This is a genomic window from Paenibacillus macquariensis (genome assembly GCF_900156375.1).
In the GTDB taxonomy this organism is placed as follows: Bacteria; Bacillota; Bacilli; order Paenibacillales; family Paenibacillaceae; genus Paenibacillus_AQ; species Paenibacillus_AQ macquariensis.
Genome location: NZ_FTNK01000001.1, coordinates 389,692 through 413,492, shown reverse-complemented (window position 1 = coordinate 413,492; position 23,801 = coordinate 389,692). Strand labels below are relative to the sequence as shown.

The window sequence follows — 23,801 nt, the reverse complement described above, 5'->3', positions numbered from 1 at the left end:
AGATCAAATGTAGTAGAAACAATTAGAGTCAGAGACTTCTTGCTGACTCTAATTGTTTCTATATGGTACTATCTATACGGTCAGAAAATATAGGACATATATATTGGAGGTAGAGAATGTTTACATCAAACGAACTAGAGTATTTAGAAAGCTTATCGGGTTTAAATCCTATTCAGCAAGACATCAACGTGTTTAAACAAAAAGGGAAGTCAGTTGAACTCGAAGAAACCGGATTAACGAGGGACAAATACTTGGACTTTTCCGAAGCGCGAGTTCGTCAATTCGTCCCATTTTTAAATGAATACGGGGGGATAATGGATCCCGGCGATGGTGAAGAACATGAATATGCAACCGCTTCGTTTGTTAAAGCCGGAGCTATTCTACTAGCCAACGATCGATGCAAGGATCTCCAAGAGCAGATTTTGCTCGCGATGGACTGGGCCAGCACTTGTTTGGGTGAGAATAAGGTCCCTGACGATCACGCGGATTTCACTACGCACATGTTGGTTCGGGCATATCAACTTCTGATTCCGATGGTAGATTCTGAGCGGAGCGATGCGTGGAAAACGCATTTATCCAACATTGAGCCGGAATTAACGTATTGCCAAACGGTTCGAAATTTCCCTGATATTCGTACCGTCCGTAACTGGGCTACGTATGCCATGCATGGAGAAATGATGAGGCTAAGCGAAGGGTTTACAGACTCGATAGCATTCATCGATAAGTACTTGAAACCGCAAATGACGCGTTTTACATATGAAGGACTATATCGCGATCCGAATCTCCCAGCCGCCTATGATTTGGCTGCGCGCCAACAGCTCAGCGGGTTGATCGATGCGGGTTATAACGGCGAGTGGAAGGCCTTTCTAGAAAAGCAACTTCGCAAAGGTGCCCAAACAATGTTGTTTATGCAGTCTACCACCGGTGGAATAAGCTGTGGAGGCAGGAGTAACCAGATTATTTGGAATGAACTGACCTTTGCTAATCTTTGCGAAAGGGAAGCCTCACTGTATGCCAAAGAAGGAGATCTAGAATGGGCAGGTGTCTTCAAGCGAGCTGCAAGAAAATCGTTACAATCAATTCTACGCTGGATAGAGGATCCTATTGAATTTCGTCTGTTGAAAAACAGATTCGACAGCGAGCTTCGAAATGGTTGGGAGTTCTATGCCTATTATTCGACATACAGCTTATATGCTGCTCAAATTGCAGCCTCGTGCTATGAAAGCGCTTATGAGAACATACAAGAAAAGGCATCACCCGCGGATTTAGGCGGATATGTGGTTCCTATTAAGTCTTTCAACCGAATCTATGCTACTACGGGACCCCAGCAAGGCGCTTATCATCTCGTGATGGATACGGCTGCGCAAATGGGTCATGACGCAACCGGATGGGTGCGACTCCATAAAGCGGATTATTTAGAGGAAACGGCTCTCTCTATGGGCATAGCTGGGCTCAATGGTAATATTCACTTGAATTATTTTATGGCCAAACAAGTCATTCCACGCCCGCATACACCAGTAGCTATCGGTCTGACCTGGAGGGATGGGCAGGGTTCATGGCACAGTCTAGCTGATTTTGGGAGAAGAAAGCACGAAACATTTGCTTCCTTGAATGTAGATGGGACACCAACCAAGTCTGAGAAACTACATTGGAATGCCTTGCTTGAGAGTGAGGTTGAAACTAGCGATGCGCTAGCCTTCAAAATACGTTACGAATCTACAGGACTTCAACTTTTAAATGATATGGATTTGCGTACACCGTATGATGATCTGCAACCAGCCTATTTGCGAGGCATTGCTGATATGTTACCAAGACCTGGTATCGAAGGCGTAGCGGCGATCGTGGAAACTTATCGGATTGCAAAAGGTGGTGTGACTACGGCGTGGTCTGTGGACGCAGCAGAGGATTCGGAATTATCTGCAATTGGGGTAACGGTTCCGGTACTCGTGTCTAACGGAGCAGATGAGTCGGTCATCCGCATTGAAGGGAATAAGCTTTTCGTTAATTATTCAAACGTTATCTACTCTATTAAGCCTGATGGTGAATCTGACGAACTGGAGCTAGAGCTTCTTCCTGGGCTGATGCCAAATCGAAATGGGAACTATCGTCTCGCGCAATGGGTTAGCAAGGATGTGAAGACGGAAATTGCACTTCATTTCTCATTAGAGCATAACAATTGATTTCAAATACTGAGAACTTTCCCGTATTTCCACAAAAAAGAGTCATCAAGGAAAAATCCCTAGATGACTCTTAAGTTTATATCCTTATACTATGAACATTCTCGTCCATACACTTCAATTTGAGTTAGTGCTGGGAATGGGGAGGGGTCATCAGATTGAATAAGTTCACTTAACTTCACCCATTCTACCGGCTTAGGCTCTAATGCAATGGTTTGTCTCTCATGCGTTTTGAATAATTGCACGATTTGCTCGCTTCCGTCCGAGCATGTCAGCTTCGCATTCGTCCAATAGTTATCATGAGGAAAGTCTGCTCTAAGAACCAAGCTTAACTTATCGATCTCTACTATTCTTCCAAAATGAACAGTGAGCTCAGCGTCATTCCTTTGATTAATTCCCCATGATTCAAATGGCCAGTTACCATGTGAGTAATTCAAAATGTTTCCATTAATCGCATTTCTAGCTGCAAAGGTAGCTTCACCACGTGTTTCTACATTGGCAGATGCATGCGGGAATAATGTGGCGTTGCCATGCTGATCATAGACATTTCTAGCGAGATTTCGATATGCTTGAATCTCTTCACTTAAAGCTAGACGAGCTGTCAGTAGATGGAAGTTACCCTTAAATGATTTTGGAGAATATGATGAGCGCTTCTCTGCAAAAGGAATGACAAATTTAAACTCTGTTCCAGCCAGATATACAATTTCTGAGCTCATCGAATCCTCTAGTTGAATGACCAAATACAAGTTTTGTGCTGAACTGTTGAGAGCGATAGCATCTCCAGGTTCATATGGATTGGTGTATAACAAACTAACTTGCCCATTCTCTGAATTGCTAGCTTTAATAGAACCGTCATCACCTATGACGGAAAGAGACAATGTACTGCTCATAAATATATACCACCTTAGCTAAAGTATTAGCGATTCATCCAACCACCATCAACGCATAAAATATGCCCATTGACATAATCTGAAGCACTGGAAGCTAGGAACAATACAGGACCTGCTAGATCTTCTGGCGTACCCCAGCGAGCAGCTGGAATTCGTCCTAGTATTTCAGCGCTACGTTTCTCATCTTGACGCAAAGCAGTCGTATTATCTGTTGCCATATATCCTGGTGCAATACCGTTAACATTAATACCTTTCGAAGCCCATTCGTTAGCTAATGATTTCGTAATACCAGCGACCGCATGTTTAGATGCCGTGTATCCAGGAACATTAATCCCGCCTTGGAAAGAAAGCATAGAAGCAATATTAATAATTTTACCACTGCCATGTTCGATCATATTTCTACCGATAGCTTGGCATAGATAGAACACACTATTCATATTGAGATCCAATACAGCATGCCAATCTTCAAGCGCATGGTCAGCGGCAGGGGTACGACGAATAATGCCCGCGTTATTTACTAGAATATCTATTTTACCACCAGCTAACTTAATAGCTTCAGCAGCGATATCAGAAATTTTGCTTAGATCAGACAAATCAGCAGTTATCGAATGAACCGTGCCACCGAAAGATCGAAGCTGCTCAAGTACTCCTGGTTTAGGTTCGTTATGTGTCATTAGAATGATATTTGCTCCAGCCTTCGCTAAGCTGTTGGCCATACCTAAGCCTAGTCCACCACCACCGCCTGTTACAATTGCAGTGCGACCCGATAATTGAAATAATTGATTCATTAAATATTCCTCCACTTATGATTCAATAATTGGCTTGATGAGGTGATTAGCAAACAACAGTTTTGCTTTATGCTCCTCATAAGCATGAATATCAACAGCCGATAGATTTCGATCCGTGATGATGGAACTAAACTCATTCAATTGGGCAAAGGTTAACAATGCCATCTTTCCAAACTTGCTTGAGTCTACCACACAATATACATTTTTGGCGGTTTCTAGCAAAGCCCGTTTCATATCATATAGCTCACTCGTGTAAATCGATAGACCTTGTTCCGGATGGATTGCAGTTGTTGATATAAATGCTTTTTGAATATTCAGCTTGCGAATGAACGTTATCGCTTCATTTCCAACTAGCAAATTACGATTACGATAGCCACCAGGAATGACAAGCCGTATTTTGGTTTTACGAATAAGCTCACTCATTATAAACAGATCATTCGTAATGACTGTAAGCGGTTTGTCTTCCAATAACTTTGCAATGGCGAGCGTTGTACTGCCACCATCGAGGGCGATAATATCATTTTCTTCTATTAATTCAAGTGCTTTTTGCGCAATGTTGTTCTTTTCAGTTATATGCTTTTGATTCGGTATTTGTAATGGAAGCAGTCCAAGGTCCGTAGCGTGTTTCAGGACAGCTCCACCATGGACTCTCGTCAGAAGACTCCTCTGTTCTAGAACTTCTAAGTCATTACGAATGGTTTTTCCCGTGACATCTAGCTGTTCACTGAGATCATGCACCGTTACTTCTCCTTGCTGAATAAGTAGCTCCATTATTTGCTGGTGACGTTTCATACTAGACAAACCAATCATTCCTTTATATACGTAATCGCCCTCATTGACCGAAAAAGAGTCAAAGTTAAGCTCTTACTACATTATATCCTGCATTGCAACATGGTCCATATCATCGAAGATTTGGTTCTCCCCAGCCATTCCCCAAATAAATGTATAGTTGCTTGAGCCTACACCGCTATGGATAGACCAGCTTGGTGAGATAAGTGCTTGTTCGTTGCGAACAACAAGATGTCTAGTTTCTTGCGGCTCACCCATAAAGTGAAATACAACGCCGTCTTCAGGCATATCAAAGTAGAAGTACACTTCAGAACGACGATTATGGGTATGGCATGGCATCGTATTCCACATATTATTTGGTTTCAACATTGTCAATCCCATTACTAACTGACAGCTTTGAACACCCTGTGGATGAATGTATTTATTAATGACTCTCTCGTTAGATGTTGCAGCACTACCCAAATGAGCTGGCGTAGCTTCACTGATTGAAATCTGCACAGTTGGATAGTTTTTATGTGCAGGAGTGGAATTGATATAGAATTTAGCTGGATTAGCAGCATCAACGCTCTCAAACACAACGTCTTGAGCACCAAGACCAATATAGAGTCCGTCTTTTGGTTCCAATACATAAGTAGTGCCATCGACGGTAACTTTACCTTGTGCACCGATATTTATAATGCCAATCTCACGGCGTTCCAAGAAGAAATCAGAACCCATATCTTTACGATCCGCTTCCAGCTTAATAACTGCTGTAGTTGGATATGCACCTCCAGTAATAAAACGGTCAACATGACTGTAATAGAGCATAAGCTCATTCTCAGTAAATAATGATTCCATTAAGAAATCTTGACGTAAACGAGTTGTGTCGTATCCTTTAACTTCTTGCGGGTTTGATGCGTGACGAATTTCCATAGTAAATCGCTCCTTATTATTGGATAATGTTTCCTTAAACAGAATCATACAACAATGTTCATTTAGGTTCAATGTATTTCCGATATTGTTCACAATTAGAATTTGAAATGTTTGAATAGTACCTAAACAACAAAAATACAGAATGAAGTCCTACGTACGTCAAGAGTAAGCGAGTGCGATAAATATGAACAAAGATATTAATAGACTCATTATTGTTACTACCCAAGTATAATTTTTAATTAATTTCAATCATATTCTGTCAATTAAGATAGGGAAATAAGGGGATTTTCATTATCTGTATCCTTATTGAAACTGCAAACATAATTTTAGTGGAAAGTAAAAAGTACCGCACACATTAGCTCATGATGGAGAAAAACTTCATACATTCACAAAAGAACCTTCCGTCGTACAGATGGAAGGTTTCAATACTTTATTAAAAAGATGTTGGAATTCACTGAGATCTAGCTGTACAGGCATAGTTACAAGTCGTTGTTCTCTTTCCGGATTATAGAAAAGGTCGAAATGAGCAAATGGGGTAATCGTAAGGTAATCCCTCGTAAAACACATAGCATACCAGGTTGAATGAGGCAGAAATCTCCTTCCAGAAATTCATAGATGTTACCGTCTATCTCGATTCGGCAAGTTTCTTCATTAATGTAGATGAGTAAATAATCAAGAAGTCTCCAATTTGGAATAGACCCGCAGAATGAAAGAAGGCTGTTATTCAGAGGACTGATTACCAGGTATCTTGAACAAGGTCGTTAGAAAGGGATTATACAAATAGGTGTCGTTGATCATTTATATCGTTTCCAAGAGTTTAGAGTTATTAGGAAGAATTCATGTTGTTAGACAGACTTCTAGTAATATTGTATTGATATTGATCAATCGTTAGTCCTAACTCATACTATTGTAAAAAAAGATATTAAATACGTCGCATATGGGTAGCATGATAGTAACCTGTTGGTGTTCTTATTGTTATGGTAAATTTACTAAATAAAAGATATACTTTTATGATGTTGTTTACGGTTTTCCTTTTAGGATGAAAAAGGAGCATAAGATATGAAGAAGTTAACCATTGAAGATGTGGCACAGAAGGCAGGAGTCTCTAAGAGCACTGTGTCACAATTTCTAAATAAAAGATACAATTATATGAGTGAAGCCACGAAAAAGCGAATTGAAGACGTCATAGAAGAACTCAATTATCAGCCTAACGCTCTGGCAAGAAGTCTAAAGAATAATCGGACTCATATGATCGGTGTCATTGTGGCGAATATTGACTATACGATATCGATTCAATGTATTAGAGCGATTGAGAGCGAACTACAAACCCATGGCATACAGGTCATTATTTGCAACGCAGATGAGAATCCTAAGAAAGAAAGTAAGTATATTGAGATGCTAGTAGCACGACAGGTAGATGGCTTAATCATTTTCCCAACGGGCAACAATGCTGTGGCGTATACTCGACTTATTTCAGAGAATTTCCCAATGGTCTTTCTGGATCGGCTTGTTGAGCAAGTCACGACACATAGTCTACTTCTAGATAATGAAATGGCTGTCAATATCGGCATTCAAGAGTTAGTACACCATCACCATCAGAAGATAGCGCTTATCACATTACCTTATGAGACACATCGTATAACTCCAAGGCTGGAAAGATTGAGCGGGTACAAGAAAGCGATGGAAGAATGTAATCTCAAGATCAGAGATGAGTATATCAAAAGTGTTCCTAAGGAAGATATACAGACAACGATGGAAAAGCTACTTCGTATGCAGGACCCACCTACGGCAATCGTTGCAGGTAATGATATCGTACTCGCAGAGATGTTGAAGTATGCTAGTTCACATCATATTCGAATTCCTGATGATATATCCGTGATGGGGATAGACGATGCTGATTTTGCCCATATTTATAACCCCAATATTACAACCATCGGTCAACCCACATATGACATGGGCAAGCAAGCCGCAAGAATATTACTACAATGCATTGAAGATAAGGGGACGGCAGTTCCTATTATTTATCGATTTGTTCCCCAATTGAATAAAGGAAAGTCTGTTAAGACAATAGGAAGAGATTCGAAATAGATACGTGATGAGCAGCGAATATTTCTTATGATAAAAAGAGTGTTTGGGCGGAAGGTATTTCTGCTCAAACACTCTTTCATTTGTTTTACTTATGGTTAGAGCTTCATAAATGCATCCAATTCCTCACGAGTAGGCAATCCATCACTATCACCAGGTGACATGACAGCAAGAGCACCGATCGCATTCCCACGTCGTGTAGCTTCCTCAACAGAGAGTCCATCAAGCAGCGCACTGACAACACCTACGGCAAATCCATCACCAGCTCCAACGGTATCGACCACATTGGCTACATGGAAGCCATGAACGTATCCTTCTTGATCCGCTGTTTTATAATAAGCTCCCTCCGCACCTAATTTAACGACAACAAGAGAAATACCACGCTCTAAATAATATGAAGCAATATCCTCGGGTTTCTCAAACCCAGTCAATGTTTTCCCCTCACTTATTCCTGGAAGGAACCAATCGCATTTGGTAGCTAAATCGTTAATGGTATTCACCATCGACGCCGTATCTGCCCATAATTTAGGACGTAGATTAGGATCGAAGGAGATCTTCTTTCCTAATTTTTTCATGAATTTCATAGCATGGATAGAGAATTCGTGGCATTCTTTAGATAGTGCCGCGGGTATACTCGTCATATGCATATGTCTGGCTGAAGAGAAATAATCTTCATTGAAATCAGATACGTCTAATTTAGATGCAGCAGAATTCTTACGGAAATATTCTACAACAGGATCGCCTGTTAGAACTTTAGATTTCACTAACATCCCAGTCGAATAGTCTTCTGTAAATGCCACACTTTGGGTATCAATCTTTTCTTGGTTTAGAGCGTCTATGATGAATCTACCAAAATTATCGTCACCTAGTTTGGTCACAAGACCAACATTCAATCCTAAACGGGACAATCCTGTCGCCACATTCGTTTCTGCACCTGCAAGTGCTTTGGAAAAAGAGTTGCTTTCATGTAGTGGTCCGGGTTCATTGGCATAGAACATCGCCATAGGTTCTCCAAAAGTAACTACATCCAAATGAGTATTCATTATAAATGGCTCCTTATAGTATTGGATCAACCAAGTATTCACTGTTTATCCAACGCAGAAAATAAAGTTTAGTAACACTATATATGTAATCGTATTCAAAAATGCTTGTTTAGAAATTATCACATAAATCGGTTTTTAACAATAACTTTTAACCTTATTGACGTGCTGAAATAAATAAATTAATTCTTAAATATTTAAAATCAGTTGATATATAAGGTATTATTGATATTAAAATAACACAATAAACACAACTGATTGAAAAATGATATTGACTAAAATGATAATAATAATTAGTATTTCAAGTGTGACCACAAAATATTTTATTAAGTTTACTAAACTTTATGATAAACAGTAGGAATTTGTTGCTATGGAAAAACGATATGCTACTCATCCTGAACAAGCTAAGTCTTTTACATCGGAAGAATTACGCAGTCATTATCTGGTTCAGGATTTATTCGTTCCAGATGAAGTGAAATTATGTTATACGCTTGAGGATCGTATGATTACTGGGGGGATTCTACCAGCGAATGGACCTGTCCGGTTAGAAGGATATGATGAGATAAAAGCGGATTATTTCATGGAACGTCGTGAATTGGGCGTCTTTAATGTTGGAGGCGGTGGATGGCGAGTCGTATTCATTAGAACTGAAAAGACTGTTTATACATCGGATTAGGAAATAAAGAGGTTATCTTTGAAAGCGATTCAAGTGAATACCTAACTAAGTTTTATGTTGTATCCGCTACAGCACATAAAATATATCCGACTCAAAAACAAATGTTCAAGGATGTGCCTGCAGAAACTTTAGGTACTCTGGGGACGGCGAATAGTCGTGATCTTCGCAGATATATCCATAAAGCCGGTATTCAAAGTTGTCAATTGTGTATGGGGATGACAGCGCTGCAAACAGGTAGTGTGTGGAACTATGCCGACAGATGTCCATAATCGCCGTAGTGAAATATATTTCTATTTCGAATTGGATGAACAAGCGAGAATGTTCCATATGATGGGTGAGTCGACTCAGACTCGACATATCGTCATGAAGAATGAAGAGGCTGTTATTTCTCCTCCGTGGTCTATTCATTGTGGAACAGCGCGACGAACAATTATACGTTCATTTGGGCAATGGCAGGAGAGAACTACACGTACAAGGATATGGATGAGATTAGCTAATCTTTTTAACAGGGGAGGGACTTACACGAAATGCAGAAAATTAGAGTATTACAAAATATCTCATCGGTTGGGGTTGTTGCTGTTATTCGAGCAGATACGGCCGAAGCAGCTGTTCGAATGTCTGAGTCCTGTATCGAAGGGGGCCTTAATAATATTGAGGTGACCTTTACAACACCTGATGCAGATCAGGCTATTAAAAGTCTCGCTAAGAAATACGGAGATAAGGCTGTTATTGGAGCGGGTACGGTACTTGATCCATTAACAGCCAGAATTGCCATTTTGGCAGGTGCTGAATTTATTGTGAGTCCCTCTTTTGAAGAAGAGACAGCTAAGATGTGTAATCTGTATGGTATTCCTTACATGCCAGGTTGTTTGACTTTGAATGAAATGAAAGAAGCGTTGAAGCTGGGAGTTGATGTACTGAAATTATTCCCAGGTAGCGCCTTCGGACCCGATTACATTAAGGCTGTTAAAGGACCTATGCCTCATGTGAACATCATGCCAACAGGTGGCGTGGATCTGAATAACATGGAACAGTGGATTCGTAATGGTTGTATCGCTGTTGGAATTGGTGGGAACTTAACTGCTCCTGCAAAAGATGATCGTTATGACCTCATTACTGAACTAGCTGCACAGTATGTAGCCAAATTCCAAGAGATCATAACTTCAAATAAATAATAATAAACATTAGGAGGAACAAATGATGAGTTTAAATGAATTTTCATTGGATTTTTTCAGCTTGAAATGAAAGACAGTGATTGTTCTGGAGGAAATGCAGGTCTAGGTCAAGGTTTATGCAGTGGCATTAGCTAAAGCAGAAGCAGATCTATTCGTGGTTATTTATGACACGAACTGGGATGAGACATCCTTGATAGTCGTTCTCGGATTTTTTATCTAGTCTGTTAAAGCTTAGCAGTGCTTCCGCTAAGCCACCCACTACCAAAACCGCCAACGGCTCCCCTTACAGGTAAGTTGTTGTTAACAGCAATTGATAGAATATCAGGAGTTCCTAAGTTAAAGAACCCACCATAACGATATATGTAGTAGTATAATCGCAACAATGGAGAACATAGCAGTAAACGGAGTTGAGAATATCTGAAATATAATCGGTGATGATGATTAAACAAAGGATGTATTTTTTTCTGATTCAGATGTATAAATGATGGAATTTATGTTCATGATGTAACTATTAGTGCATTAATTGAAGATAGACCTCGATACAAATTAAATGAGTTCAAAAAGCTCAAGTTAGCATATGGTTTTATGATCTGCCTATCATTTTCTGCTTTGCAAAGATAGATTCCTTACTTGTTCAAGATTGTAGCAATTTAATAATCAGTGCTTAACGTTGACTGGATACGTCAAAGTTAAGCACTTTTTTGTCTGTATTTAATTTAAAAAGACTAGCATAGAATCAAAATGTATACAGTGCATAAATTTATATTTTGTGCTTTGCGGATATTCTCATCAATTATGACACCACACAGGCGGCGAACGCGTCATCATTTGCCATTTCTTCGACGTAAAATAAGATAGCGATATTCCGAACCTAAATTCTAATTTCTAAAAATAACGTAGACATCAAAATGGATTGGACGAACCGGTTGCTTAGTAGTGAAGATGCCGATGCTGGTTGATTGGCACTCATGTATCACTCCCCTTCTTTTTCCCCTTTCATTGAAATACTGTAGTACTCCTTATGAATATCACTGGAAAATACAACTACCAACAAGGTTCGCCAGAATGAAAGATCACTCCGTCTCGAGACCGATTCGTAAATGAATTGGAATAAATCGGCTTTGATTAATCTTAGAGAACTTGATATATTTAGCATATAATTTGATTGTGCACAATTTAATAGTTCAACATATATTGTTGGTTCTAAAACAATAGTAGATTGGAGACATAGCTAATGGAAAACAGAACAAACATGCAAATAGCCATGCAGTTAGGTGCAGGGTATGGGATAGATTCGGGTGCATGGAGAATGCCAGGTGGCGATCCGACGGCTTACACGAATATGGATAGCTACGTAAAACTAGCACAAACTGCTGAACGTGGAAAGATCCAAATGTTATTTATGGCAGATACACCGGCACTAGGTGTTGACTTAACTAATCGACCACCCCAAAGCCCCATGGATCCTATGTTGGCATTAACAGTGATTGCAAGAGAGACAGAGCGAATTGGACTCGTGGCAACCTTGTCCACTACATTTAATGATCCTTATAACGTAGCCCGGCAGTTTAAAGCATTAGATGTCATAAGTCATGGCCGTGCAGGATGGAACGCAGTAACTACTTCAAATCAAGCAGCTGCGGCAAACTTTGGTAGTCAAGTTGCGAGCCGTACGGAAAGATATGAGAGGGCGCACGAGTTCATTCAGCTGGTTCAAGCATTATGGGGCAGTTGGGAAGAAGGCGCAATGACTCTAGACGTGGAAAACGGTATTTACGCTAATATGAATAAGATTAAACCCATTAATTTAGGTGGGAAATACTTGTCTTCTCATGGTCCATTACCGATTCCTCCATCTGAACAGGGACAGCCTGTCATTTTCCAAGCAGGTGGTGGGCAGGAGGGACTAGAGCTTGCAGGTCTTTACGCTTCCGGCGTGTATGCTAGTCCTTACGATATTCCCTCGGCTAAAGCTTACCGAGAAGTGGTACGTCAGAGCGCAGTAAACTTTGGGCGTAACCCTGATGAAGTAAAAGTGTTACCAGGTTTTATCCCTTCGATTGCGTCAACTGAACATGAAGCACTAGAACGTCGAAAACATCTTGATGGATATACCGATTTGACTGGTAAAGTGAGTTATTTGGGAGCAATGCTCGGAGTTCCGTTGTCGTTTGACGATATAGATCGCCCTTTATCACCAGAATTACGGAAGTATGCTAATGCAAACCCACAGGACCCTCGGTCTCCACGGGCGTTAGAATTGGTGATGCGAGGTATGACCATTCGCGATGTTTTGGCACATGGGGTTATTAATTATCACCCAATAATTGCGGGAACTCCTGAGCAGGTAGCCGATTTTATGGAGGAATGGTATGTTTCAGGAGCCTGTGATGGTTTTGCAATCCAGCCAGATGCCAGCTTTGACGGCGTTTCCGCTTTCGTAGATCAGGTCATACCGATTCTACAAAAGCGTGGCCTGTTCCATAAAGATTACGAAGGGACTACTTTACGTGAACATATGGGAGTGTCCTATCAATATGGACTCAGGTTATAGGAAAATAAACTCCACCATTTCCGTTATTTTCATTAGAACTGAGAAAGCATCTCCAGATACTGAGGAGATGCTTTCTTAGTTCTATGTAGCTGAAAACCGGTCTTTTTTACTACATTCCCAATAACATCATTTGAATCGTTCCATTAAGCAAAGAAAACAGTAGTGGAATGTTATATGTGAATATCTCCGTTTTTGTTATAGGATTAGTATTGTTGAGGATTATTTGGGAGCGGGGCAACGTTTAGATATAATAGAATCAGAGCATAACAGCGGCTTGTTGAAAATCTATACATAACGGAGGGCATAGATGATTGTACATAAAGGTGAGATTTTGTTCCGACAAGGAGATAGTGGTGAATATCTATATCACATTAAGCGAGGGCTATTTAAGGTGACTCGCCTGCACGAGAACGGGAATATGGTGTTGTTCAACATCTTATATTCGGGGGAAACCGTTCCGCACCACTCGCTTATAACGGCTAAGGAGACACATGGTACCGCTATTGCATTGATGCAAAGCGAGGTAGAAGTGATACCTGCAAAAGAATGGTATAGCCAACTGGTGGAAAATCCCACAAAACCTATGGAGATTGCACTTTTACTTCAGGAGAAATTACGATTTATGCAACAACGAGTAGATCATCTGACCGCTGGAACGCCTGCAGAACGTCTAGAACTACTAACTGAATGGCTATACGATTACTCGCATGGGGTAGATGTCACAGAACTGCTGACACAAGAAGAGATCGGGCAATTGATTGGTGTGCGTAGAGAAACGATAAATCGCTTGATGCGTTTAAAATAATGAACTACTCAAATAAAGGTCTGTTCCTCAGGTAAGTATATACCTGAGGAATAGACCTTTTATGAATACATTCTACGCTGAAATTGTAGTTACCTCTTTATTATTCTTCTAAGCTACCTGCTGGACCGAAGAATTCAAAATGGATTCTGTCCTGTGGTATTGACCATGCTTGTAATGCTTTAAATATAGTACTCATAAAAGGGGTAGGACCACAGAAATAGAAATCAGAGTTCGAGTCTACGACCTTCTGCAGCCATGGTAAATCAATGTACCCGGATTTGTCGAAAGTGTCCCCTTCAGTTGGAGATTCATAGCACACATAGGATGACAGAAGAGGATGGGATTGATTTAGTTCATCAATTAATCCTTTCATTGCATGAAGTCTTCCGTTGATAGCGGCATGAATATACGTTACTTTACGCCCAGGTTGTTCATTAGCCAACGTCTCTAACATGCTTACCATTGGCGTTAGTCCGACGCCCCCACCGATAAGAACTACTGGAATGTCTATACTTTGATCTAGTGTGAAGTCTCCAGCTGGGGCGCTCACTTCTACTACAGTACCAACATCAACGGCTTCATGTAGGTAAGTAGATACGATTCCTGCTGGTTTATTGGCGGCACCGTCTTCTCGTTTGACGGTGATACGATAATAAGGTTGTCCTGGGGCGGCAGACAGACTGTAGTGACGAATGTGGGTGTATTCTTCACCGTCTGGCTGAACACGTAAGGTAATATATTGTCCTGGCAAATAAGCGGATATAGCTCCTCCGTCTTGAGGAGAAAGGTAGAAGGAGGTGATAAGTTCACTCTCTTTTATTTTTTTACTTACGATAAAGTTTCTGAATCCACTCCAGCCACCTGGCGCATCCGCTACTTTATGATACATATCTGCTTCAACACCGATAAATGCATCAGCGATTACGCCATAGGCCTGAGCCCAAGCATCTATGATTTCTGGTGTCGCTGCATCGCCAAGGACTTGAGAAATAGCAGCTAATAGCGTTTCACCGACAATTGGATAATGTTCAGGTAATACACCGAGTGCACGGTGCTTCTCGGAAATCTGTTTAACTACAGGTAGGATGTTCTCTAATTTATCAATATTGACAGCCGCAGCAAGTACAGCGTTTGCAAGGGCGGTCTGCTGTTTACCTTGACGTTGGTTAGCATGATTGAATATATTCAAAAGTTCTGGGTGGTTCTCAAATAACATTCCGTAGAAAGCGGTGGTGATGGTCTTCCCATAAACTTGTAATACGGGAACGGTTGATTTAATAATCTCAATAGTATGTTGGTTTAACATATATATGACCTCTTTCTTACAATGTATTATTATATTTGCTACGTATAAAGCATATAAGAGACATGAAAGAGGAAGTGTGTTCTTCGTCACAGTAAAAGTTGATAAAATGTGAACGAAATGAATATTGCAATGATATTACTCACGATCTACTTCATTATCCTGCACAAGGGGAGGAGACTTGATACAAAGTGTTCTGTTACCCGAAGGGTAAGGTTGGTTTTGAAATTAGAGGTTCAGAAACGCTCTGGATGGTGATATAATAGCAATAGAACACATCCCAAAAGAGAAAGGATCAGGATACCATGTGTCCCCGAAGGAACATTCCCCAAAGGACGATCTGGAAACGTTATGATCACTCATACACTTAGCGTCTCTCGTAGAGAACCGTCGGATAATTCATGACAACCTCTGCGAAAGAAGGGAACTAAGTATGCGAAGGACCGTGTCATATAAGTTTTCTCCAAGTAGAGGGTTGTCTCATTTATGACAAACAAACTACGATAAAGAGGGAACTTGTATGAGGAAAAGAGAACAACTGATTTCTACGTTACAACATATCGCTGTACTACTGTTTGGAACATTTTTATTAGCTTTTACGTATTATCACATTAATTTTCAGAACCATTTAACAGAAGGTGGATTTGTCGGCCTTGCCCTACTGGGTAAGTACGTATTAGGTTTGCCGCCAGCATTAAGCATACTGGCATTGGATATTCCGGTAATGGTGATTGCGCTGTTTCTAAAGGGTCGCAAATTCCTTGTGAGTACGATGATCGCAACAACATCCTTTTCGATTTTTTATGCATTATTAGAGCGCTATTCTGTTATCGTTATCGATCTACAGCATAATTTATTCATCGCTGCACTCTTGTCAGGAATACTGACGGGATTTGCTACTGGTATTGTACTACGCGTTGGTGGTGCAAGTGGTGGGGATGACATACTGTCGCTTCTTGTCAGTCGGTGGACTGGTATAAAGCTTGGTACAGTGTTCTTCCTATTTGATGGTATTGTTCTATTGCTTTGCCTATTCTATATGCCATTAAGAGAAACGTTGTATACGATTCTGGCTGTTAGTATTGCTGGGCAAATGATTACGTTGACTGTCACGTTTGGTGCTAAAAAGACTGCAACGAACCCCGTGTTACCTAAAGGGATTTCACCTCAACCCGTTAAGTCGAAGACTGTACAGGTTATGCAAAGTGCACATTTATGATGTGGTACGATGGAACGCCCTTTTTCAAAATATAAGTAGTCCAAGGGCAGTCGTGTCCAATCCATGATAACCACTAAGTTGTTGAACTTAGTGGTTATTTGCTGTCTAAGAACGCATGGATGGGCATGTGCATATGTTGTGCTATATGAATGCTCAATAAATGGAGGTAAGAAAGATGGAGAATGCTCCGGCTCAGCATATTCTTTTTCAGGCCGATCCTAATATGACGCAACAATTCCGACAAGTTAGAGAACATATTCATCATCAGATCAAGGGATGTGTAAATCGAACGATTCGTGTCCAAACGATCAATGGTTGTACGTATGAGGGAGTACTCATGAATGTTGAAGGAGGCATGTTATTCCTAAGCGTTCCAGCAACTCCATCGATGTCACGAGCCTACAATCCTTATTATAACAATGTGATTCTGCCGCTCGTTTTATTTGAATTATTGGTTATCGTATTACTCATGTGATGGACGTTGCATAAACAGCAATGCATATCATTGTTTGAATATAACAAAGAGGCAGCCCCTTTTCTGAAAAGGAAGCTGCCTCTTTGTGTATTTACGAAATATTACTCAAACAACGAACGATACTCAGGATATCCTTCTTCTTCTAGCTCCTCGATGGGGATAAAGCGAAGTGCTGCAGAGTTAATACAGTACCGTAAGCCGTTCGGTCCCGGTCCATCGTTGAATACATGGCCTAGGTGAGAATCTCCCTCTTTACTACGCACCTCTGTACGAACCATAAAGTGGCTGGAATCGACTAATTCTCGAACCGTATACTCCCGAAGAGGACGAGTGAAACTTGGCCAACCGCAACCGGAATCGAACTTATCAAGTGAGCTGAATAACGCTTCACCAGAGACGATATCTACGTAAATTCCTTCTCCATGATGGTCCCAGAACTCATTGCTGAACGCAGGTTCTGTGCCATTTTGTTGCGTAACCTGATATTGGATAGGGGTTAAACGTTGTTTGAGTTCATCTTTGTTCACGGGTGTTGACCAGACGCTTTCGAGGTAATCTTCACGTCCTGAACCTTTGCGATAGCGCTTATAATGACCTGGATTCTTCTTATGATAACCTTGGTGATAACCCTCGGCTTCATAGAAAGGACTAGCAGGTAAGATTGGCGTTACAATGGGTTTGTCGAAACGTTGACTCTGCCCTAATGCCTCTTTAGATTGTTCGGCTTTTATGCGTTGTTCCTCAGTATGATAGAAGATAGCTGTTCCATAGGATGTCCCTCTATCGTGGAATTGTCCACCCGCATCGGTAGGATCGATCTGTTGCCAGAACAGTTCAAGTAACTTGTCATATGAGAACACGTTAGGATTGTAAGTTATTTCAACGGCTTCTAAATGTCCAGTTGTATGCGTACATACTTCTTCATAGGTAGGATTCTCTGTGTGTCCACCTGTATAACCAGAGACGACTTTTATAATGCCTGGAAGTTCCTCAAACGGGCTTACCATGCACCAGAAACATCCACCTGCAAAAGTAGCTTTTTCATGTATAGTTGATTGAGAATTGCTCATGTTATCACTCCGTTTCTTTGACTGTAAATGATATAAGTCACTTCTATTATAAATCATTTGGTTTCCAAAAACCAAGAAAGTGGATAGAGGGGTCGTGTGTTCAACTGATTTTCGACTTGTTCCTCTGTCTATATACAAGGAGAATAATAGTAACCAAAAGCAGGTATCCCAATATAAGGGCTACGGAAACATAGGGTCTTGCAACTAGATTTCCACCTAAATAAGCGTAAAGGAGTATGGCTGGAATTTTGCCAAGGATGGTAGCCAGAGTAAATGTCCAGAAGGGAATAGACGCGACACCTGCAAAGACATTCACAACCATTTGTGGCACGATAGGTAATAGACGAGCGACGATAATAGCCATGAAAGGGTGAGACTCCATTGTACTCGTAAAGGATTGAATAGAACGCCTTTTGCTCAGATAACGCCGCCCTTGTTCACGAAATGCATATCTCACGATGCCATACACAAGGACTGCGGCAAGTGTGGTTCCCAACCAGGCGATGGTGGTTGCCCACAAGGTGCCATAGGCATATCCCAAAGCGGCGATGACTACTTTATATGGAATGATGGGAAAGAGGGCTAATAAAGTCGCCATGAGAATCAAGAAGGTCGGGGAGTCATTGGTGTTCATCCAGTCCCAAATAGTGTTTTTGTACATAAATGCTACTCCTAATAGGAGCACATAGACAAGCGGTAGCAGTAGCTTCTTCATAAGGAGTCCTTTCTTTGAAAAGGTGTCACTGTGTATCATACCAAATTTGGTGGAGTAAAATGCTAGTCAACTTTAAAGAGCTTCATAAATACAATGGTTTGCTATAATATAGAAAAGCATCATGATTTATTTTGTTGTAGAAAGGTTGAGACAAATGGACGAAGATTACGATAAATATAAGGAACTATCCATCGAAGAACAGGTTATACAAAGCTACCGACAAGACGAGGATATGATGATTCTGGTCTTTGCCCAGTGGTGTATTAACCACAGCCTAGATCCTGAAACGTTGTATAGAGAAGCCTATCCACAACAAATTAACAATGAACGATTAATACACGTTCTGGGGCTCACGGTATCCAAAGAAGAAGCAGGAGATATTCCGGATGAGACTTTACTAGGTGTACTCTCGCTTTTCGGAAATGATGATCTTGCTTGTGTTGTTACGGAAGCTATAAGTCGCAGGGCATAAGGTTATTATATTTCTCATTATTGAACTCACATCACATCGTCCGATATCCATTACTTCAGTTGTTCACGATTAGCAATTCGAAATTGTTTCGGAGACATGCCAAAACGTGCTCTGAAGACACGATAGAAGTAAGTGTAATTGGCAAATCCTGAAGTTTCCGCTACATTCTCAAGAGACATAGGGCTGAATATAATGCGTTCTCGTGCCATATCTAGCTTTACGTCAATCGTGTACTGCATAATGCTAGTATCGAATGTTTCCTTGAATAGGTGTACAGCACGGGAGACGCTGATACCGACGTGGCTAGCTACATCATCTAATTTGAACATATGCGAGGCATTCTCTTCAATATAATGTTTAATTTGATAGGCTAAATAACTCTTGTGCGTCGTTGTTGGTTGTTCTTTGAGTTGACGATCTAATTCTAGGCACAGAATCTTCATATAGTATCCTGAAATTTCGGGATATGGATTCTCCATTCGGCGTTGCTCAAGTGCAATCTGTCGAAAAAGAATCAAGAAACCTTCATTAAGCGGTAATTTCATACGCGTAGGTCGAACTTGGGACTTCCACCATTTGTCTATCCATGGGCCCCCGAAGAAAATATGGTAATCCCCACTTTCAATTGTTAATTCGCCGAGTGAATTGAGTTCTTTATCTATTTTTAATTCATAGGGCTCAGAGGGAGAATATAGCAGTAAATCTCCTGTTTCAATCAGACCTAACTGACCATCGTATCTAGCACGACAGCGGCCATCCGTCTGGAAGCGCATGAGATAGGTATTAATGCCATCTACGTCTAGTGTGGAAGTGTAAAAAGGTTTTTTATGGAAGGAGAAGCCGGCTACATACACTTGACATGAGTCTTCATTGATCATTTTTCAGGCTCCTTTTTAAAAATTATGACCAGATTGTTCATGTTTGGATCATATTATTCATTTTAATATAAATGAATTTGGAATACCATGTAACTAGATAGATTGAACTAAAGAGTAGACCTCATATTCATGGTTTTTTTACAAATAATTGAACTTGGGGAGAGCGAAGTATAGTTCACTCTATATCGATTGATATTGCTTCACCTGGCTTGATTCTAAAGGAATTACTTATCGTGTGTAAAATTAAAGGGGGAAAAGTCAATGTTACAATTAGGATTACAACTTTATACAGTTCGCGAGCAAATGGAGCAGGATTTCAAAGGTACTTTGAAAGCGGTTGCTGAACTAGGGTACAAAGGCGTAGAATTTCATGATTTCTTTGGACATAGTAGTGCTGAAGTAAAGAGATTGCTTGATGAGAATGGTCTTGTAGCAATTGGAACACATACGCAATACGCGAGCATGTTAGAAGACTTAGATTCGATTATTACTTATAATAAAGAAATTGGTAATAAATACATCATCGTTCCTTATTTGTTAGAAGAACAACGCAAATGGGATGACGTGTTTGCCAACCTTAAGGTACTTGGTGAGAAATGTAAGGAACAGGATATGGTGCTTCTATACCATAATCATGATTTCGAGTTCACTGAATCTTATGGTGAAGATAAGACGGTATTCGATGCGATGTATGATGAAGTACCAGCAACATTACTTGAAGTTGAAATGGATACGTGTTGGGTATACTTTGCTGGATATGACCCAGTTGAATACATTCATAAATATGCAGGCCGTTTACCCATCGTTCACTGGAAAGATGTGAAGAAATTAGAAGATGGATCACCACAGACAGTTTCATTTGGTGAAGGTGAAGTAGATTTGGCAGCAATTGCTGACGCTGCAAATGAAGTAGGAGCAGAGTGGATTGTTGTTGAACAAGATATGTGTCAGAATCCACCACTTGAAAGTATCGCTACAAGTATGGAATGGATAAAAAATTACGCAAAAAACGGAGGAACTATAAATGTCTAAGTTAAGAATCGGTATTATTGGTTGTGGAGGTATTGCAACAGGGAAACATATGCCAAGCCTTGCGAAACAATCTACAGGAGAAATGGTTGCTTTTTGTGATATCGTTGAAGAACGTGCAGTAGAAGCAGCTGAGAAATATGGCGTTGAAGGCGCTAAAGTCTATACTGATTTCCGTGAATTACTTCAAGATGGAAGTATTGATGTCATTCATGTATGTACACCTAATGACTCTCACTCCGTGATTACAGTTGCTTCTCTAGAAGCAGGCAAACACGTGATGTGTGAGAAACCAATGGCTAAAACAACGGCAGAAGCAAGAGAAATGCTTGAAGCTGCGAAACGTACAGGTAAAAAACTGACGATCGGATATCAAAATAGGTTCCGTAATGACAGCCAGTACTTGAAAGAAATGTGCGAGAATGGTGACCTAGGTGACGTTTATTATGGTAAAGCGCTAGCAACTCGCCGTCGTGCTGTTCCAACTTGGGGCGTATTCTTGGATGAAGAGAAGCAAGGTGGAGGGCCACTTATTGATATCGGTACGCATGCACTTGATTTAACATTATGGTTAATGGATAACTATAAACCGAAGAGTGTTATGGGTTCAACGTTCCACAAGCTTGGACATCGTGAGAATGCAGCGAATGCTTTTGGTCCCTGGAATCCTGAAGAGTTCAAGGTGGAAGATTCAGCATTTGGTTTCATTACGATGCAGAATGGAGCTACCATTGTTCTTGAAGCTAGTTGGGCTCTGAATGTACTTGATTTCGCTGAAGCGCAGACGATACTTGCAGGTACAGAAGGCGGAGCAGATATGAAAGATGGTTTACGTATCAATGGTGAGAAGATGAGCCGTTTGTATGAGACTAAAATTGACTTGGGTGCTGGTGGCGTTGCATTCTATTCTGGAGAAACGGAAAGCGATTCAGATCGTGAAGCAAGATTGTGGTTGCAAGCCGTGATTGAAGATACTGAACCTGTTGTTAAACCAGAACAGGCATTGGTGGTCACTGAAATTCTAGAAGCTATCTATGAATCTGCTAAGTCAGGTAAAGCTGTTTATTTCGAATAGATCGATGACGGTTTCATATAATGTAAGTGTAAATAAGGAGGATTAACGATGAAATTAGGCGTATTCATGGTATTGTTTGGCGGTCGTAAGCTTGAGGACGCGTTAGATTATGTAGCTTCTAAAGGTCTGAAGGCTGTTGAGATCGGTAGTGGAGGGAATCCAGGTAAAGCGCACTGTACACCAACGGATCTACTGAACAATGAGAAAGAACTTAAGAATTTCAAAAAAGCAGTAGAATCACGTGGACTTACGATCAGTGCACTTAGCTGTCATGGTAATCCACTTCATCCACAGAAGCATTTAGCTAAAGCGGATCATGATGATTTCGTGAACTCAGTTCTACTTGCTGAGAAACTTGAAGTACCCGTAGTAAATACATTCTCTGGATGCCCTGGGGACCATGAGGATGCTAAATATCCGAACTGGCCCGTTGCTCCGTGGCCGAATGATTTCCAAGAAATATTGAAATGGCAATGGGAGAACAAAGTTATTCCTTACTGGACCGAACAAGCGAAGTTTGCGAAAGACCATCATATCAAGATCGGCCTTGAGCTTCATGGAGGTTTCTCTGTCCATACACCAGCTACACTACTTCGTCTACGTGAGGCAGCGGGTGAGACGATTGGTGCTAACCTAGATCCAAGTCATATGTGGTGGCAGGGTATTGATCCTGTGCAGGCTATACACATTCTAGGGCGTGAAGGAGCGATTCATCATTTCCATGCTAAGGATACCGTAATCGATCCAATTAATGTAAATAAACATGGTCTTACTGATATGCAATCCTATGAGAAAATGTTAGACCGTGCATGGCAGTTCCGTAGTGTAGGTTATGGTCATGACATCAAGACATGGGCAGATATTATGAGTGCACTTCGTTTAGTAGGCTATGATTATGTTGTGAGTATTGAACACGAAGATGGCTTGATGTCTGTTGAAGAAGGCTTCTCTAAGGCTGTTCAGAACCTTCAACAAGTTCTTATTGAAGAGCCACTTGGCGATATGTGGTGGGTCTAGAAGGAGTTAAGCTAACAGTAAAGATGGAAGGACAGTTACCTAAGAGGTAACTGTCTATTTTTTTGAAATGAGAGGTTATATGTTTACTGTTTGGTGTGATAAAAGTTAAATTTAAATGCGGTTAGTTGTGTTATAGTTTTTTTGTTGAATGTTTTAAAGTAGCGGGAAATGTGGTAAAATGAAATATACTAACTAATCGAAAGCTTTTCCATACTGTAATTCATTTGACTTGAAATCAGTAGGTTTTCCAATAAAGAGGTGATTGTTTCATGGGAATTGATGAAATGAATTTGTGTCCACGATTTGAATCAGCTTTTTCTTTTCTGGGCAAACGTTGGAATGGGTTAATTATTCAGACTTTGATGAGTGGCCCGAAGCGATTTAAGGATATCTCTAGTCTAATCCCTTCAATGAGCGATAAAATGTTGTCAGAACGGATGAAGGATTTGGAAGTAGAGGGAATCGTTGTTCGCCATGTTTATCCCGAGACCCCGGTACGAATTGAGTATGAATTAACTGAAAAAGGCAAAGGACTGCGCTCTGTCATGGAACAGATACAACTCTGGGCCGAGAAGTGGGTAGACTAAGCCTACGATAGATTATGGCGGTCCACTCCGTTGCTAACCCCCTTTTCATTTATTGAAATGAGGGGTTTTA

Annotated in this window: 21 protein-coding genes and 1 pseudogene; 13 read left to right on the top strand and 9 right to left on the bottom strand. The window is 40.7% G+C overall.

What is annotated here, in order from left to right; translation table 11 throughout:
* The first annotated feature begins 116 nt into the window (after nucleotides 1-116).
* Nucleotides 117-2,180, top strand: a complete 2,064-nt coding sequence (locus BW961_RS01935; RefSeq protein ID WP_068589714.1) for a hypothetical protein — start codon at nucleotides 117-119, stop codon at nucleotides 2,178-2,180.
* Between the two features lie 89 nt (nucleotides 2,181-2,269).
* Here the strand turns inward: BW961_RS01935 and BW961_RS01930 are convergent, their stop codons facing one another.
* From BW961_RS01930 to kduI (BW961_RS01915), 4 genes are all read right to left on the bottom strand, one after another.
* Complete coding sequence (locus tag BW961_RS01930) at nucleotides 2,270-3,067, bottom strand: carbohydrate-binding protein (RefSeq protein ID WP_068589716.1); 798 nt, start codon at nucleotides 3,065-3,067, stop codon at nucleotides 2,270-2,272.
* Between the two features lie 26 nt (nucleotides 3,068-3,093).
* Nucleotides 3,094-3,855 carry a 2-dehydro-3-deoxy-D-gluconate 5-dehydrogenase KduD gene (gene kduD, locus BW961_RS01925; protein ID WP_068589717.1) on the bottom strand — a complete coding sequence of 254 codons (762 nt, stop codon included), beginning with the start codon at nucleotides 3,853-3,855 and terminating at the stop codon, nucleotides 3,094-3,096.
* A 15-nt stretch (nucleotides 3,856-3,870) separates the two neighbouring features.
* Nucleotides 3,871-4,647 carry a DeoR/GlpR family DNA-binding transcription regulator gene (locus BW961_RS01920; protein WP_326110715.1) on the bottom strand — a complete coding sequence of 259 codons (777 nt, stop codon included), beginning with the start codon at nucleotides 4,645-4,647 and terminating at the stop codon, nucleotides 3,871-3,873.
* Between the two features lie 75 nt (nucleotides 4,648-4,722).
* Nucleotides 4,723-5,556, bottom strand: a complete 834-nt coding sequence (gene kduI, locus BW961_RS01915) for a 5-dehydro-4-deoxy-D-glucuronate isomerase (RefSeq protein ID WP_068589718.1) — start codon at nucleotides 5,554-5,556, stop codon at nucleotides 4,723-4,725.
* A gap of 1,059 nt (nucleotides 5,557-6,615) precedes the next feature.
* Here kduI (BW961_RS01915) and BW961_RS01905 point away from each other — a divergent pair.
* The gene (locus tag BW961_RS01905; protein ID WP_068589722.1) at nucleotides 6,616-7,644 is read left to right on the top strand and encodes a LacI family DNA-binding transcriptional regulator; all 1,029 of its coding nucleotides are present in this window, start codon (nucleotides 6,616-6,618) and stop codon (nucleotides 7,642-7,644) included.
* A 95-nt stretch (nucleotides 7,645-7,739) separates the two neighbouring features.
* Here BW961_RS01905 and BW961_RS01900 read toward each other — a convergent pair whose 3' ends face one another.
* Entirely contained in the window at nucleotides 7,740-8,684 is a 945-nt protein-coding gene (locus BW961_RS01900; RefSeq protein WP_068589724.1) for a sugar kinase, read from the bottom strand.
* A gap of 367 nt (nucleotides 8,685-9,051) precedes the next feature.
* Here BW961_RS01900 and kduI (BW961_RS01895) point away from each other — a divergent pair.
* The 4 genes and pseudogenes from kduI (BW961_RS01895) (at nucleotide 9,052) to BW961_RS01875 (ending at nucleotide 13,891) form a co-directional block, all read left to right on the top strand.
* Nucleotides 9,052-9,854 (top strand): annotated as a pseudogene (kduI, locus tag BW961_RS01895) (5-dehydro-4-deoxy-D-glucuronate isomerase).
* Nucleotides 9,855-9,884: 30 nt separating this feature from the next.
* Entirely contained in the window at nucleotides 9,885-10,532 is a 648-nt protein-coding gene (locus tag BW961_RS01890; RefSeq protein ID WP_068589725.1) for a bifunctional 2-keto-4-hydroxyglutarate aldolase/2-keto-3-deoxy-6-phosphogluconate aldolase, read from the top strand.
* A gap of 1,234 nt (nucleotides 10,533-11,766) precedes the next feature.
* Complete coding sequence (locus BW961_RS01880) at nucleotides 11,767-13,086, top strand: NtaA/DmoA family FMN-dependent monooxygenase (RefSeq protein WP_068589727.1); 1,320 nt, start codon at nucleotides 11,767-11,769, stop codon at nucleotides 13,084-13,086.
* A 307-nt stretch (nucleotides 13,087-13,393) separates the two neighbouring features.
* Nucleotides 13,394-13,891: a Crp/Fnr family transcriptional regulator gene (locus tag BW961_RS01875; RefSeq protein WP_068589729.1), complete on the top strand. Its 498-nt coding sequence runs from the start codon at nucleotides 13,394-13,396 to the stop codon at nucleotides 13,889-13,891.
* A 100-nt stretch (nucleotides 13,892-13,991) separates the two neighbouring features.
* Here the strand turns inward: BW961_RS01875 and hmpA are convergent, their stop codons facing one another.
* Complete coding sequence (gene hmpA, locus BW961_RS01870) at nucleotides 13,992-15,197, bottom strand: NO-inducible flavohemoprotein (protein ID WP_068589731.1); 1,206 nt, start codon at nucleotides 15,195-15,197, stop codon at nucleotides 13,992-13,994.
* Between the two features lie 517 nt (nucleotides 15,198-15,714).
* Here hmpA and BW961_RS01865 point away from each other — a divergent pair.
* The gene (locus tag BW961_RS01865; protein ID WP_068589733.1) at nucleotides 15,715-16,413 is read left to right on the top strand and encodes a YitT family protein; all 699 of its coding nucleotides are present in this window, start codon (nucleotides 15,715-15,717) and stop codon (nucleotides 16,411-16,413) included.
* Between the two features lie 175 nt (nucleotides 16,414-16,588).
* Nucleotides 16,589-16,888: a hypothetical protein gene (locus BW961_RS01860; protein ID WP_082867613.1), complete on the top strand. Its 300-nt coding sequence runs from the start codon at nucleotides 16,589-16,591 to the stop codon at nucleotides 16,886-16,888.
* Nucleotides 16,889-16,989: 101 nt separating this feature from the next.
* Here the strand turns inward: BW961_RS01860 and msrA are convergent, their stop codons facing one another.
* Nucleotides 16,990-17,958, bottom strand: a complete 969-nt coding sequence (gene msrA, locus BW961_RS01855) for a peptide-methionine (S)-S-oxide reductase MsrA (RefSeq protein ID WP_068589737.1) — start codon at nucleotides 17,956-17,958, stop codon at nucleotides 16,990-16,992.
* Between the two features lie 100 nt (nucleotides 17,959-18,058).
* Nucleotides 18,059-18,619 (bottom strand): TVP38/TMEM64 family protein, encoded by a 561-nt coding sequence (locus BW961_RS01850; RefSeq protein WP_244555836.1) that lies wholly within the window; start codon nucleotides 18,617-18,619, stop codon nucleotides 18,059-18,061.
* A gap of 208 nt (nucleotides 18,620-18,827) precedes the next feature.
* On the opposite strand from BW961_RS01850, the gene BW961_RS01845 reads away from it, so the two are divergent.
* A complete protein-coding gene (locus tag BW961_RS01845) occupies nucleotides 18,828-19,145 on the top strand; it encodes a hypothetical protein (protein WP_068589742.1) in 318 nt (105 codons plus the stop codon).
* A 50-nt stretch (nucleotides 19,146-19,195) separates the two neighbouring features.
* On the opposite strand, the gene BW961_RS01840 is transcribed toward BW961_RS01845, so the two are convergent.
* Nucleotides 19,196-20,023, bottom strand: coding sequence for an AraC family transcriptional regulator (locus BW961_RS01840; protein ID WP_068589743.1), 828 nt, complete (start codon nucleotides 20,021-20,023; stop codon nucleotides 19,196-19,198).
* Between the two features lie 261 nt (nucleotides 20,024-20,284).
* Between BW961_RS01840 and BW961_RS01835 the strand changes: the two genes are divergently transcribed.
* The 4 genes from BW961_RS01835 (at nucleotide 20,285) to BW961_RS01820 (ending at nucleotide 23,731) form a co-directional block, all read left to right on the top strand.
* Nucleotides 20,285-21,055 carry a sugar phosphate isomerase/epimerase family protein gene (locus tag BW961_RS01835; protein WP_068589745.1) on the top strand — a complete coding sequence of 257 codons (771 nt, stop codon included), beginning with the start codon at nucleotides 20,285-20,287 and terminating at the stop codon, nucleotides 21,053-21,055.
* Nucleotides 21,048-22,127 carry a Gfo/Idh/MocA family protein gene (locus tag BW961_RS01830; protein ID WP_068589747.1) on the top strand — a complete coding sequence of 360 codons (1,080 nt, stop codon included), beginning with the start codon at nucleotides 21,048-21,050 and terminating at the stop codon, nucleotides 22,125-22,127. Before BW961_RS01835 ends, BW961_RS01830 begins: the two co-directional genes overlap by 8 nt.
* Nucleotides 22,128-22,175: 48 nt before the next feature.
* On the top strand, nucleotides 22,176-23,144 hold the full coding sequence (locus tag BW961_RS01825) for a sugar phosphate isomerase/epimerase family protein (protein ID WP_068589749.1): 969 nt from the start codon (nucleotides 22,176-22,178) through the stop codon (nucleotides 23,142-23,144).
* Between the two features lie 269 nt (nucleotides 23,145-23,413).
* Complete coding sequence (locus BW961_RS01820) at nucleotides 23,414-23,731, top strand: winged helix-turn-helix transcriptional regulator (protein WP_068589751.1); 318 nt, start codon at nucleotides 23,414-23,416, stop codon at nucleotides 23,729-23,731.
* The last annotated feature ends 70 nt before the right edge of the window (nucleotides 23,732-23,801 follow it).